Below are 12,756 nucleotides of genomic sequence, written 5' to 3'. Positions count from 1 at the left end.
CTGTGCGAACTCAATCCGCCATCGCCGCGAGCCGCTTCGCCTCGTCCTCGGCGATGAGCGCGTCGACCAGTTCGCCAAGCCCCGGCCCGGCGACAATTTCAGGCAGCTTGTGCAGCGTCAGGCCGATGCGGTGATCGGTCACGCGCCCCTGCGGGAAATTGTAGGTACGGATGCGTTCGGAGCGGTCGCCGCTGCCGACCATCGCGCGGCGCGCCTCCGCCTCTGCTCCGTGCGCTTCCTCGCGCCGCCTTTCGTAGAGGCGAGCGCGCAGCACCTTCATCGCCTTGTCGCGGTTCTTGTGCTGGCTGCGCTCGTCCTGCATCGCCACGACGATGCCGGTGGGCACGTGGGTGATGCGAACCGCGCTGTCGGTGGTGTTGACGTGCTGGCCGCCCGCCCCGCTGGAGCGGTAGATGTCGATCCTGAGGTCATTCTCGTCAATCGAGACATCGACCTCGGTCGGTTCGGGGAGGACGGCGACGGTCGCGGCGCTGGTATGGATGCGCCCGCCACTCTCGGTGACGGGTACGCGCTGCACGCGGTGGACGCCGCTTTCGAACTTGAGCCTGGCGAACACGCCGGTGCCGGTAACGTTGGCGACGATCTCCTTGTATCCGCCGACATCGGCCGCCGCGACACTGACCGGTTCCACCCGCCAGCCCTGCTCGGCGGCGTATTTCTCGTACATGCGATAAAGGTCGCCAGCGAACAGCGCCGCCTCGTCGCCGCCGGTGCCGGCGCGGATTTCGAGCATGGCGGGCCGCGCGTCTGCCGCATCGCGCGGCAGCATGGCGAGCGCGAGACGGCGCTCGGCCTCGGGAAGCGCCTTGCGGATGGCAGCGAGTTCCTCCTCCGCCATTCCGCGCATCTCCGGGTCGGCGAGCATGTCCTCGAGCCCCGCGATCTCCTCGCGCATGGCGGAGACTTCGGCGGCGACCTTCGCCACCGGTTCCAGTTCGGCGTAGTCGCGGCTGGCGGCGACGAATTCCTCGCCCTCCAGCTGCCCGCTCGCCATGCGCGCCTCGAGCTCGGCGAAGCGGTTGGCGATCTGGCGAAGGCGTTCGGCTGGGATGGTCATTCGTCGACGAGACCGAAATCGTAAGAGAAACCGTCGACCTGCGGGTCAAGCGTCAACTCGTATTTGCTCGCGAAGCGTTCGACAAAAACCTTTTCGGTATCATGCCTGAAGCCACGAAAACGCTTGATATTGATGGTCGCCTTGAAACGCGAGAAAGGTGGTGCGGCAACGAAAAGTGCGGTCGTTACACCACGGTCGCGGAGCTTTTTAAGCACCTTGTTCGAACGACCGCTGTAGAGTTGGTCTACCTGTAAGTTCTTTGATCGCAAATAGGTTGAAATTTCCTGTGCTACAGCCGCCGCTTCAGGGGTCTCGGCAATTACACCCACGACTTCTTGATAATTGCGTAGCTTGGCGGCTGGCACCAACATAGCCAGCCGCTCAATCCCGGCGGCCCAGCCGACCGCCGGCGTCGACGCACCACCCAGCGACTCCATCAGCCCGTCGTAGCGGCCGCCGCCGAGGATCGTGCTTTGCGACCCCAGCGCCTCGGCCGCTGCCGAGCCCTCGTCGGGAATGAATTCGAATGCCGTGTGGCGGTAGTAGTCGAGCCCCCTCACCAAACTTTCCGCGCGGGTCCATTTCACGCCCGCCGCGTCCAGCCCGCCGGTCACCGCGTCGAAGAAGGCGCGGGCCTCGTCGGACAGGAACTGGTCGATCCGGGGGGCACCGGCCACGAATTCGCGGTCGCGCGGGTCCTTCGAATCGAGAATCCGCAGCGGGTTCTTCTCCAGCCGCCCTTGCGAATCCTCGCTCAGCTTCTCGCGCACGCCGGAGAAGTACTCGACCAGCGCCGCGCGCCAGGCATCGCGGCTGTCGGCATCGCCCAGCGTGTTGAGGTGCAGCGTCACGCCCTCGATACCCAGTTCCTTCAGCAACTGGTCGGCCATCGCCAGCAGCTCCACGTCCGCCTGCGGCTCGGCGGCGCCGATGATCTCCGCGTCGATCTGGTGGAACTGGCGATAGCGGCCCTTCTGCGGACGTTCGTAGCGGAACAGCGGGCCATGCGTCGCCACCTTCAGCGGGGCGTGCTGCTGCCAGCCATTCGTCACGAAGGCGCGCGCGATCCCGGCGGTGAATTCGGGGCGCAGCGTCAGCGAGTCCCCGCCGCGATCCTCGAACGAATACATTTCCTTGGAGACGATGTCGGTCGTCTCGCCGATGGACCGGGCGAACACCTCGGTCCGCTCGAACACCGGCATTTCGACGCGGCGAAAGCGGTACAGCCGGCGCACGCGTTCGAACGTCTCGACGATGAAGGCGAAGCTTTCCGCGTCCGCGCCGAAGATGTCCTGCGTGCCGCGAATGGCCTGTGGCGTGTTGCTCTTGCTCATGGGTGAGCGCCCCTAGCGCGTCGCGGGCGGGCGGGAAAGCCGCTTGCCTCGCACGCGCAGCTTGGGCATGGCCCGGTTCCATGAAGTTCATCCTCGCGCCGATCGCGCTTTCCGTCGCTCTCCTTTCCTCCACTGCCGCGCTGGCCCAGCAGGCCGGAATCCGGCCCGACGCCAATTCCGCGCCGGTTGCGCCGCAACTGGACGACGCGACCCCGCTGCCGCGCGACGTGGCCTATCCGGGCGGCACCATCCGGCTCGACATCGACGCCACCGATACGCGCCGCCATCTCTACCGCGTGACCGAGACGATCCCCGTCGCCCGCGGCACGACGCAGCTGGCCTTGCTGTTTCCCGAGTGGCTGCCCGGCAACCACGCCGCGCGCGGGCCGATCAACCTGCTTTCGAACATCCGCTTCACCGCGGGCGGAGAGGAACTCAACTGGTTCCGCGACCCGCTCGACGTCTATCGCCTTGTGGTCGAGGTGCCGCCGAGCGCGCGCGAGGTGGTGGCCAGCTTCATCCACACCTCGCCCGTCACCGGCAGCGAGGGGCGCGTGACCATGACGCAGGAGATGCTCAACCTGCAATGGGAGAAGATGAGCCTTTATCCCGAAGGCCATTACGTGCGCCGCATCGCCATCGCGCCGAGCGTCAAGGTGCCCGAAGGCTGGCGCGTGTTCACCGCGCTCGACGGGCAGACGCGGCGCGGCGACACGGTGCGTTTCGACGACGTCGATTACGAAACGCTGGTCGATTCGCCGATCTTCGCCGGCGCACATTCGCAGCAGTGGTCGCTGGGCGAGGACGTGCAGCTCGACGCCATCGCCGACGAGCCGGACTACCTCGACCTCGCGCCCGAGAACCTCGCCCGTTTCGAAAACCTGGTGGAAGAAGCCGACGCGCTGTTCGGCGCGCGGCATTTCGACCATTACGACATTCTCCTCGCCATGACCGACACGATGGGGGGCATCGGCCTCGAACATCACCGCTCGGCGGAAAACCAGTACGAACCCACCGCCCTTACCGACTGGGACGCGATGGACTGGGATCACAACGTCGTTTCCCATGAGCTCGTCCATAGCTGGAACGGCAAGTTCCGCCGGCCCGAGGGATTGTGGACGCCCGACTACCGCACGCCCATGCAGGACACGCTGCTGTGGGTGTACGAAGGGCAGACGCAGTTCTGGGGCTGGGTGCTGGCGGCCCGATCCGGCCTGCAGCAGAAGGACACGGTGCTCGGCATGTTCGCCAACGCGGTCGCCAACTATTCCGAGGGCCAGCCGGGCCGCGCGTGGCGCAGCGTGCAGGACACGACCTACGACCCCATCGTCAATTCGCGGCGCCCGCTGCCCTATTCCTCGCTCCAGCGCAGCGAGGACTATTACGTCGAGGGGGCGCTGACCTGGCTGGAAGCGGACCAGATCATCCGCGATGGCACCGGCGGGGCGAAGGGGCTGGACGATTTCGCCCGGGATTTCTTCGGCAAGACCGACGGCGACTGGGGCGAGCTGACCTACGATTTCGACGAGGTCGTCGCGACGCTGAACCGGGTCTATCCGTATGACTGGGCCGGCTTCCTCGACACCCGGCTGCGCCAGCCGAATCAGCCCGCGCCGACGCGCGGCCTCGCGATGGCCGGCTACGAACTGGTATGGAAGGACACGCCCAACCCCTACGCCAAGGGCCGGATGGACAATGGCGACTATGTCGACCTGTTCTATTCGCTGGGCATGAGCCTGTCGGTCAGCGGCACGGTCGTCTCGACGCTGTGGGACGGGCCGGCCTTCGCGGCCGGCATCGTCAACGGGGCGGAGATCGTGGCCGTCAACGGCGAGGAATTCGCGCCCGATACGATCAGGGACGCGGTGACGGCAGCCAGGGATTCGCGCGAACCGATCGAACTGCTGGTCAAGCGGGGCGAGCGCTACGACACCATCGCCATCGACTATCACGGCGGCCTGCGCTTCCCGTGGATCGAGCCGACAGGCGATGGCGAGCAGGGTCTCGACCGGTTGCTGGCGGCGCGCACGCGCTGACCGGGCTCGCCGCGAGCCGATCGGCCCTCGCTTTTCGCACTGCAACACGCTAGGCGCTCGCCGCGCCATTCACGCCCTGCCCATGCGCCGGGCCAGACATCGGGACAAGCAGACAGACCATGCGTATCGACAAGGTAGCCATCGGCGACAATCCGCCCGACAGCCTCAACGTCATCATCGAGGTGCCCGTCGGCGGAGAGCCGGTGAAGTACGAATTCGACAAGGAATCGGGCGCGCTGTTCGTCGACCGCATCCTGCACACGCCGATGCGCTATCCGTGCAATTACGGCTTCATTCCGCACACGCTCTCGCCCGATGGCGATCCGCTGGATGCGATGGTGATCGCCCGCAGCCCGTTCATCGCCGGCAGCGTGGTACGCGCGCGCCCCATTGGCGTGCTCAACCTGGAAGACGAGCATGGCGGCGACGAGAAGCTGGTCTGCGTGCCGGTGGACACGACCTTCCCCTATTATTCCGACGTCGGCGAGACGAAGGATCTGCCCAGCATCATCTTCCAGCAGATCGAGCACTTCTTCACCCACTACAAGGATCTGGAGAAGGAGAAGTGGGTGCGCGTCGGCCAGTGGGGCGATACCGCCGAAGCCAAGCGCATCGTGCTGGAAAGCATCGAACGCGCGAAGCAGGCCAAGGCGGGTTAACCTCCGGCCTTTTCCCGCCGCATCGTTACGATGCCTGCCCGTCCGCCGCCCGGTCGGCGGTTCTGCCGGAAGCGGGCGCCCCCAGACTCCATGTGAGCGCATCGTCTTTGGTCGCGCGGAAAATGGTGTCGTGCCGCTCGCCCGGTCGATCGCGGTAGATCCACCGCAACCCCTGCGGGGCGTTTCGTGAGAGCGCGTCCGCCAGCGCCCGCGTATGCGGTTGGATATCGGCCGCGCCGGACCCTGCAAACCACAGCGACTTTCCCGCCGCATCCATCGCCGCGAGGCGCGACGCAGCCTGCCGGACCAGATCGTGATCGTTCCACCACAGGGCCGGGTCCATCGCGATGTAGTGATCGAACAGTCCGGGTTCGCGGAAGAAGGTATCCACCACGAACAGCCCGGCGCTCGATTCCCCGATGATCGTCCGGCCATCGGCGGTGCGGTAGCGCGCGTCAATTTCGGGCATCAATTCGTCGCGGATGAACGCCCGGAATGCACGGGCACCGTCGCCCTGCGGGGCGTAGTCGCGGTCGTAATCCGTCGTGGAGGACGGGGTCAGGTCACGCCCGCGCTCGGTGTTCTCGATTCCCACGAGGATGACAGGCGGCACGGCGCCGCGTGCGATCAACCCGGCGAGGGTGTTGGCGATATGGGGGAAATCCTCGTCGATGCCGCCATCGGGCATGTAGACAACCGGAAACGCCGTCTGCCCCCCGTCATATTGCGGCGGAACGAAGACGTTGATGACCCGGTCCTCGTCCAGGATATCCGAGCTGACCGTCAGTTCGTCGTGCTCGGGGATGGGGTCCGCGGGTTTGGAATCGGCGGAACAGGCCGCGATGCTGGTGACGAACAGGGCGGCCAGCAGGGCCTTCATGATCGGACGCACGGCGATCTCCCGGAACGGTCGCCTCGCCCTGGTCATTCGACGGGCTGGCTGGAATCGAGCAGATCCTTCTCCTGCCCGGCAGTGTTGGCCGCGCGTTCCCTGTCCACCATCGACGCCACTTCATCGTCCGGCGCCACGTCGCTGTGGTCCGCCGCAGAAGGCGCGGCGGGGGGCGGGGCCGGAGGCTGGGGCGGGGAGGGCGGAGCGCTGTCTGCCTTGGCGCCGCCCCCGCCCACGTTCTCGAACGGCAGCACGCCGGTGCGCTGGTCGAAGCGCAGGCGGTAGATCGGTTCGGGCAGGGCGAAGCCGGCCTGCTCCAGCGCCGCCTTGGTGACGGCGATGGCGCGGCTGCGGGCCTTGTACCAGTCCGCCTGGGTCTGATCGATCCAGCCCAGGAACTGCAGCACCACGTTGGAATCGCCCACTTCGGAAATGCGCGCTTCGGGCGGCGGTTCGGCGAGCACGAAGGGCAGACCCTTCAGCGTGTCGCGCCCCAGCCGCCGGGCCGCCTCCACGTCGTCGTCCGCGTCCACACCCAGGGCGAAGTCGAAGCGGCGCTGCGGATTGCGCGTATAGTTGAGGATGGTGGCGTTGAAGACGGTGGAGTTGGGGATGCGCAGATGGTTGCCGTCGAGCGTCATCAGCACGGTCGCCCGGCTGGTCAGGCGGATGACCCGGCCCTCGTAGGTGTCGATCACCACGTGGTCGTTGGCGCGGAAGGGCTGACGCAGGCTCAGCATGATGGATGCGACGTAGGTTTCTATCGTGTCGCGCATGGCGAAGCCCAGCGCGATGCCGATCACCCCCGCTCCGCCCAGCACCGCGCCCATCAGCGCGCCCGCCCCGATCATGTCGAGCGCGACGACGATGCCGCCGATGACGAAGACGAAGCGTATCGCGCTGGCGATCAGCGCGGCGAGGAAGGAATTGGGTGCGATCCGCCGCCACAGGCCGGTAAGCGAGGCGAGCAGATAGCCCAGCACCCCGATCAGCACCGCGACCACGATGGCCGCGCCGATCAGTGGCAGCATCCGGGCGGCCTGCCGCGCCTTGTCGCCGACCCCGCCGATGCCCTGCCCCAGATCGACCGAGACGTCCCGCTCGATATCGTTCTCGACGGTGACGACGCCCTCGACCCCGCCGGCGATGCTTTCGGCGCGCGTCACCGCCTCCTCGTCCGCCGCCGTGCCGCCCAGCGTGACGACGCCCTGGCGCACGGTCACGGTCACGCCGGTCAGGCTGGGGACGTTGGCGAAGGTTTCGCTGAGAAAGCGCTCGATCCGGCTGTCGGCGTCGGCTGCGCGGTCGAGCGCGATGGAGCCGGGCGCGGGGGCGGGCGCGCTGTCGGGGGCCGGGCTTTCAGCCGGGGCTTCGGGTAGCAGCGCGCCCGCGGCATGCGCGCCGGCAGGCAGCAGAAGCGCCCCCAGCAGCAGGGCCAGAAAGGCGCGCGGGATCGTCAGGCGAAGTCCGCTCAGAACGCCGCGGCGAGCGATTTGAAGGCGATGGTGAGGACAATGGGCAGGCCGACCGCGGCGAGCCAGAGCAGCGCCATTTCGCGCCGGAATACCGGGGCGAGCGCGGGGTCCGCGGCCTGCGCGTCCGGCAACCGCTCCCACCGCTGCTCGATCAGGCGGCAGCCGGGGATGATCGCGGCAACCAGCACGACGAGCGCGAAGTAGGGGAGCAGCGAACCGCCATGCCCCTTGATCGCGGTCATGGTGACGAAGATGTGCATGCCGGTATAGACGAGCAGGCCGAAGGCGACGTGGTCACTGACCTTGCGGCGCCAGTCCAGCGCGGCGCGGCGATCCGCCGGCCCCGTATCGGCAGGAGCCTGCGCGGTGCCGCGCGTCTGCGGTTGCCGGCTATCCGAAAGCGCCCTGTTCATGCGCAACTCCTCTTCCAGTCCCGAGTCGCGAATATTCCAGATCGGCGCGCCATGTGCAATGCCGGCAGCCGCAGACCCGTCCGATCCGCATAGGCGGGCGCGCCGGCCATGCACGAATCTTGCCAGACACCCCCTTCATTCGCTGGCGCAACATGGCTATGCGCAGGGCATGAGCGCGCTCGACGACAGTTTCCTCGACGAAGAGGCCCTGGCCGAGGCCGTGGCGGAGGCGCCGGCCCGCGCCGCGCCCGACCTGGGCGAGGTCGGCGGGCTGGAAGTCGTCTCCATCGCCAAGAGCTACGACAAGCGCAGCGTGCTGTCGGACATCTCGCTTTCGGTCGCCAAGGGGGAGGTGCTCGGCCTGCTCGGGCCCAACGGCGCGGGCAAGACGACGTGTTTCTATTCGATCATGGGGCTGGTGAAGCCCGATTCGGGCCGCATCCTGATGGACGGGGAGGACGTGACGCGCCTGCCGATGTATCGCCGCGCCATCCTCGGCCTCGGCTATCTGCCGCAGGAAACCAGCATATTTCGCGGCATGAGCGTGGAACAGAACATCAACTGCGTGCTGGAAATGGTCGAGCCGGACAAGCAGGTGCGCGCGGCGGAGCTGGAGCGGCTGCTCGACGAATTCGGCCTCACCCGCCTGCGCGCCAGCCCGGCCATGGCGCTTTCGGGGGGCGAGCGGCGGCGGTGCGAGATCGCCCGCGCGCTGGCGGCCAAGCCCACCATCATGCTGCTGGACGAACCCTTCGCCGGCATCGACCCGCTATCCATCAGCGACATCCGCGATCTGGTGGCGGATCTCAAGACACGCGGTATCGGCGTGCTCATCACCGACCACAACGTGCGCGAGACGCTGGAGATCGTCGATCGCGCCTGCATCATCTATGGCGGTCAGGTGCTGTTCGCCGGAAGTCCGCAGGAACTGGTCGCGGACGAGAACGTGCGCCGCCTCTACCTGGGCGAGGGATTCACGCTGTGACCCCCCGCGCCTGCCCCTCGCAGTAACCGGCATGGCGCTCGGCCCGCGCCTCGATCTGCGCCAGTCGCAATCGCTGGTGATGACGCCGCAATTGCAGCAGGCGATCAAGCTGCTCGCGCTCAGCAACCTCGAGATCGAAAGTTTCGTCGGCGAGGCGCTGGAGAGCAATCCGCTGCTGGAGGCGGGCGAACTGCGCGCCGAGACGCGCGATGCGCCAACCGAGGCCGAGCCGCACGACGCGACGCCCGGCGACGGCGAGCAGGCGCTCGACATCGATCCCGCCACGCTCGACCGCGACAGCGATACCGGCGACTGGTCCGCGCCGCTGTCCGGGGCCGGCGGTCAGGAGGCGCCCGACCTGGAGAACCGGGGCGACGACGAGCCGACGCTGGCCGAACATCTCGAACGGCAGATCGGCCCGTGCGCGCCCGATGCCCGCTCCGCCTTCATCGCCCGCCACCTGATCGGCCTGCTGGACGAGGCGGGCTACCTCTCCACGCCGCTGCGGGAGGTGGCCGAGGCTCTCGGCGTGCCGCTGGCCCATGTCGAGCGGGCGCTGGCCTGCGTCCAGTCGCTCGAACCCACGGGCGTCGGCGCGCGGTCGCTGTCCGAATGTCTCGCGCTGCAAGCCAGGGAGGCCGACCGCTACGATCCGTGCATGGCGGTGCTGATCGACAATCTCGATCTCGTGGCCAAGGGTGCCTTCGCGCATCTCAGGCGCATCTGCGACGTGGACGAGGAGGACATGGCCGACATGCTGCGCGAACTGCGCAGCTACGATCCCAAGCCCGGCCTCGCCTATGGCGGCCCCGGCACCAGCGCGGGCGTCGTCCCCGACGTGCTGATCGCGCCGGGCGAGAAGGGCGGGTGGACCATCCGCCTGAACGAGGCGACGCTGCCGCGCCTCGTCGTCAACCGGTCCTACTACCTCGAAGTCAGGCGTGGCTGCACCGGCAAGCGGGCGAGGGGCTGGCTGTCGGAGAAGCTGGCCGACGCCAACTGGCTGATCAAGGCGCTGGACCAGCGCCAGAAGACCATCCTCAAGGTCGCCGCCGAGATCGTGAAGCAGCAGTCCGGCTTCTTCGCGCGCGGCGTGAGCGAGTTGAAACCCCTGACGCTGGCGAAGGTGGCCGACGCGATCGAGATGCACGAAAGCACCGTCAGCCGCGTCACCAGCAACAAGTTCCTGAGCTGCCCGCGCGGCACGTTCGAGCTCAAGTATTTCTTCACCAGCGGCGTCGGCCGGACCGGCGGCGGAGAGGACGGCGAGGGCGCGAGCGCCGAAGCGGTCAAGGCGCGCATCCGGGCGCTCACGGACGCGGAAGACCCGCAAAAGGTCCTGTCGGACGATGCCCTGGTGGACCTGCTGAAAGCCGAGGGCTTCGACCTCGCGCGGCGGACGGTCGCGAAATACCGCGAGGCGATCGGCATCGGGTCGAGCGTGCAGCGGAGAAGGGCGAAGAAGCTGGCGGCGATGGGGTGAGGGGGGAACGTCCGGTATCGACCAGGTTGCGGACTATGGGCGTTGTCCATCACTACGGCGAAAACGAATAAGGTCGCCATCCTTCACAAATCTCGATGCTGCGCCGTTACGGCGAATGTCTTGCCAAGCCAGCTTGCGACACTCTGCGTTCCGATTGATGCGCTGCGCTATGAGCTTTCGCATTTCGGCGTCGGCAAAGATCAAGTCATGAGCGCCCTGAATAGACACATCGAACCTCAGCCGGGTCGCCTTGACCAACTCGATCCAATCTCGGTTTCGTATGTCCATAGCGTTCTTTGGTTCGCACATGACAAGGCAGCTAGCCAGCCTATCATTGGTCATTGATAAGTCGTCATTCCCGCGCAGGCGGGAATCCAGTTAGCTCAGCGGCGCAAACCCGAGATGACATGCAAGATCGCGCCAGGCGGGATTGCCCTCTTCGATCAGACGCAGCTTCCACGCACGGCTCCACTTCTTGCTGCGCTTTTCCCGCTGGATCGCGAATTCCATCGTCGCGTGCTGTTCGAACCAAACGAGCGTCTTCACGTCGTAGCGGGCGGTGAAGCCTTCGAACGTTCCATCACGATGTTGGGCAACGCGCTGCAGAAGATCGGAAGTCACCCCGCAGTAAAGCGTCCCGTTGCGCCGGGATGCCATGAGATAAACGCATGGTTGGAAGTCCTGATGCATTCCCACGGCCTAGTGGATTCCCGCCTTCGCGGGAATGACGAGGAGGAGATATCTGATCCCATTTAAACCCCTTTCCTACAACACGCGCCCCATGCCTCACCCGGGGGCATGACACAGCACACCCCCATCATCCCCGCCGCCCCGCAATCCACCACCGTGACCCGCCACGACGGCTGGACCCCCGATCGTCAGGCCCGGTTCCTGCGCGAGCTTGGCGCGACGCATTGTGTCAGCCGGGCCGCGCGTTCCGTCGGCATGTCGCGCCAGTCGGCCTATGCCCTGCGTGCCCGGTCGAAGGGCGAACCGTTCGACCGGGCCTGGAGCGCGGCGCTCCTCTGCCGGTTCGACGCGCTGGCCGAGGCGGCGATGGAACGGGCGCTGAACGGCGTGGAGGTGCCGCACTTCCATCGCGGGGAGGTGGTCGGCACCTCGCGCAGGTTCGACGAGCGGCTCACGGTCGCCCTGCTCGCCATGCGCGAGAGTTTCCGTCCGGCACTTACCGCCTACCCGTCCGACCCTTCGGCCATGTACGGCGCCGATGCCTTCGGACCGCTGGTCGAGCGGGTCGAGCGCGGTCCGGCGACCTGGCTGGAAGAACGGTTGTCGCACTACGAGGAGGACGGGGATTCGCCCGAGGACGAGTTCGAAGCCGACGAGGACGAGGCTCGCGAGATCGACGAGATCGACGGGGCTGGCGCCGGGGGTGAGAAAAAGTGATCGGGCCATGTGTCAACTTCGCCTTCGGTCCGCCGAACGGCGCAGTTCGGGGCTTTTCGTCGTCAGATCGCGCCTGACACGGTGTCAACTTCGTCAGGCGATCGGGCGCGCGAGGGTGCAGCGCCCGATGCGCGGCCATCAGGGCACACGCGACTGTAACCCAAAGGACTCACACGAAAGTCTTAACGCGCGAAACCGTTTGTTAACCTTTTTTGGTGAGAAGCGACGTGGTTAATTCCCGGCAACACCTCTTTCACAGGGGTTACCAAGGGCACGAAGGGGACAAGGGCAATGCGCGTTTTGCTGATCGAAGACGAACCGACCACCGCCAAGGCGATCGAGCTGATGCTCACGACCGAGGGGTTCAACGTCTACAGCACCGATCTGGGCGAGGAAGGCCTCGATCTGGGCAAGCTGTACGATTACGACATCATCCTGCTCGACCTGAACCTGCCCGACATGCACGGGTACGACGTGCTCAAGAAGCTGCGCGTCGCCAAGGTGCAGACGCCGGTGCTGATCCTGTCGGGCATTGCCGAGATGGACAGCAAGATCCGCAGCTTCGGCTTCGGCGCCGACGATTACGTGACCAAGCCTTTCCACCGGGACGAGCTGGTCGCCCGCATCCACGCCGTGGTGCGCCGGTCCAAGGGCCACAGCCAGTCGGTCATCCGTACCGGCAAGCTGGCGGTCAATCTCGATGCCAAGACGGTCGAGGTCGACGGGGCGCGCGTCCACCTGACGGGCAAGGAATACGCGATGCTCGAGCTGCTTTCGCTGAGGAAGGGCACGACGCTGACCAAGGAAATGTTCCTCAACCACCTGTATGGCGGAATGGACGAGCCGGAACTCAAGATCATCGACGTATTCATCTGCAAGCTGCGCAAGAAGCTGTCGAGCGCGTGCGGCGGAGACAACTACATCGAGACGGTATGGGGCCGCGGCTACGTGCTGCGCGATCCGGACGCGGCCGAGGAAACCGAAGCCGCCTGAG

Annotated in this window: 12 protein-coding genes; 6 read left to right on the top strand and 6 right to left on the bottom strand. The window is 66.6% G+C overall.

Annotated features, from left to right (window positions below):
* Positions 1-10: 10 nt before the first annotated feature.
* Positions 11-1,078, bottom strand: coding sequence for a peptide chain release factor 1 (gene prfA, locus EG799_RS06120; protein WP_123879470.1), 1,068 nt, complete (start codon positions 1,076-1,078; stop codon positions 11-13).
* Positions 1,075-2,412, bottom strand: a complete 1,338-nt coding sequence (hisS, locus tag EG799_RS06115; protein WP_123879468.1) for a histidine--tRNA ligase — start codon at positions 2,410-2,412, stop codon at positions 1,075-1,077. Before hisS ends, prfA begins: the two co-directional genes overlap by 4 nt.
* Before the next feature lie 80 nt (positions 2,413-2,492).
* Between hisS and EG799_RS06110 the strand changes: the two genes are divergently transcribed.
* Together EG799_RS06110 and ppa are read left to right on the top strand one after the other, a co-directional pair.
* Positions 2,493-4,448 carry a M61 family metallopeptidase gene (locus tag EG799_RS06110; protein WP_123879466.1) on the top strand — a complete coding sequence of 652 codons (1,956 nt, stop codon included), beginning with the start codon at positions 2,493-2,495 and terminating at the stop codon, positions 4,446-4,448.
* Between the two features lie 119 nt (positions 4,449-4,567).
* On the top strand, positions 4,568-5,107 hold the full coding sequence (ppa, locus tag EG799_RS06105; RefSeq protein WP_123879465.1) for an inorganic diphosphatase: 540 nt from the start codon (positions 4,568-4,570) through the stop codon (positions 5,105-5,107).
* A gap of 25 nt (positions 5,108-5,132) precedes the next feature.
* Here the strand turns inward: ppa and EG799_RS06100 are convergent, their stop codons facing one another.
* The 3 genes from EG799_RS06100 to EG799_RS06090 form a co-directional block, all read right to left on the bottom strand.
* Entirely contained in the window at positions 5,133-6,035 is a 903-nt protein-coding gene (locus EG799_RS06100) for an alpha/beta hydrolase (RefSeq protein WP_199798272.1), read from the bottom strand.
* Positions 6,032-7,381, bottom strand: a complete 1,350-nt coding sequence (locus EG799_RS06095) for a mechanosensitive ion channel family protein (RefSeq protein ID WP_234029182.1) — start codon at positions 7,379-7,381, stop codon at positions 6,032-6,034. Before EG799_RS06095 ends, EG799_RS06100 begins: the two co-directional genes overlap by 4 nt.
* 89 nt (positions 7,382-7,470) lie before the next feature.
* Positions 7,471-7,887, bottom strand: coding sequence for a hypothetical protein (locus EG799_RS06090; protein WP_234029052.1), 417 nt, complete (start codon positions 7,885-7,887; stop codon positions 7,471-7,473).
* A gap of 169 nt (positions 7,888-8,056) precedes the next feature.
* Between EG799_RS06090 and lptB the strand changes: the two genes are divergently transcribed.
* Both lptB and rpoN read left to right on the top strand, forming a co-directional pair.
* Positions 8,057-8,872, top strand: a complete 816-nt coding sequence (gene lptB, locus EG799_RS06085; RefSeq protein WP_234029051.1) for an LPS export ABC transporter ATP-binding protein — start codon at positions 8,057-8,059, stop codon at positions 8,870-8,872.
* A gap of 31 nt (positions 8,873-8,903) precedes the next feature.
* Positions 8,904-10,355 (top strand): RNA polymerase factor sigma-54, encoded by a 1,452-nt coding sequence (gene rpoN, locus EG799_RS06080; protein ID WP_123879463.1) that lies wholly within the window; start codon positions 8,904-8,906, stop codon positions 10,353-10,355.
* Positions 10,356-10,733: 378 nt separating this feature from the next.
* Here rpoN and EG799_RS06075 read toward each other — a convergent pair whose 3' ends face one another.
* On the bottom strand, positions 10,734-11,045 hold the full coding sequence (locus EG799_RS06075; protein WP_123879461.1) for a GIY-YIG nuclease family protein: 312 nt from the start codon (positions 11,043-11,045) through the stop codon (positions 10,734-10,736).
* A gap of 108 nt (positions 11,046-11,153) precedes the next feature.
* On the opposite strand from EG799_RS06075, the gene EG799_RS13965 reads away from it, so the two are divergent.
* Entirely contained in the window at positions 11,154-11,762 is a 609-nt protein-coding gene (locus tag EG799_RS13965) for a hypothetical protein (RefSeq protein ID WP_158611029.1), read from the top strand.
* 291 nt (positions 11,763-12,053) lie between these two features.
* Positions 12,054-12,755, top strand: coding sequence for a response regulator transcription factor CtrA (gene ctrA / locus EG799_RS06065; RefSeq protein ID WP_123879459.1), 702 nt, complete (start codon positions 12,054-12,056; stop codon positions 12,753-12,755).
* Position 12,756: the final 1 nt, after the last annotated feature.

The sequence above is a fragment of the Aurantiacibacter spongiae genome, assembly GCF_003815535.1.
In the GTDB taxonomy this organism is placed as follows: domain Bacteria; phylum Pseudomonadota; class Alphaproteobacteria; order Sphingomonadales; family Sphingomonadaceae; genus Alteraurantiacibacter; species Alteraurantiacibacter spongiae.
Note: the sequence above shows the minus strand (reverse complement) of the source record. Positions and strands in the feature narration are given on the sequence as shown.

Bases quoted from the DNA above. Each gene is read 5' to 3' on its own strand.
- EG799_RS06110 (WP_123879466.1), top strand. From the start codon at position 2,493: ATGAAGTTCATCCTCGCGCCGATCGCGCTTTCCGTCGCTCTCCTTTCC.
- lptB (WP_234029051.1), top strand. From the start codon at position 8,057: ATGAGCGCGCTCGACGACAGTTTCCTCGACGAAGAGGCCCTGGCCGAG.
- EG799_RS06100 (WP_199798272.1), bottom strand. From the start codon at position 6,035: ATGACCAGGGCGAGGCGACCGTTCCGGGAGATCGCCGTGCGTCCGATC.
- rpoN (WP_123879463.1), top strand. From the start codon at position 8,904: ATGGCGCTCGGCCCGCGCCTCGATCTGCGCCAGTCGCAATCGCTGGTG.
- ctrA (WP_123879459.1), top strand. From the start codon at position 12,054: ATGCGCGTTTTGCTGATCGAAGACGAACCGACCACCGCCAAGGCGATC.
- prfA (WP_123879470.1), bottom strand. From the start codon at position 1,078: ATGACCATCCCAGCCGAACGCCTTCGCCAGATCGCCAACCGCTTCGCC.
- EG799_RS06090 (WP_234029052.1), bottom strand. From the start codon at position 7,887: ATGAACAGGGCGCTTTCGGATAGCCGGCAACCGCAGACGCGCGGCACC.
- hisS (WP_123879468.1), bottom strand. From the start codon at position 2,412: ATGAGCAAGAGCAACACGCCACAGGCCATTCGCGGCACGCAGGACATC.
- EG799_RS13965 (WP_158611029.1), top strand. From the start codon at position 11,154: ATGACACAGCACACCCCCATCATCCCCGCCGCCCCGCAATCCACCACC.
- ppa (WP_123879465.1), top strand. From the start codon at position 4,568: ATGCGTATCGACAAGGTAGCCATCGGCGACAATCCGCCCGACAGCCTC.
- EG799_RS06075 (WP_123879461.1), bottom strand. From the start codon at position 11,045: ATGCATCAGGACTTCCAACCATGCGTTTATCTCATGGCATCCCGGCGC.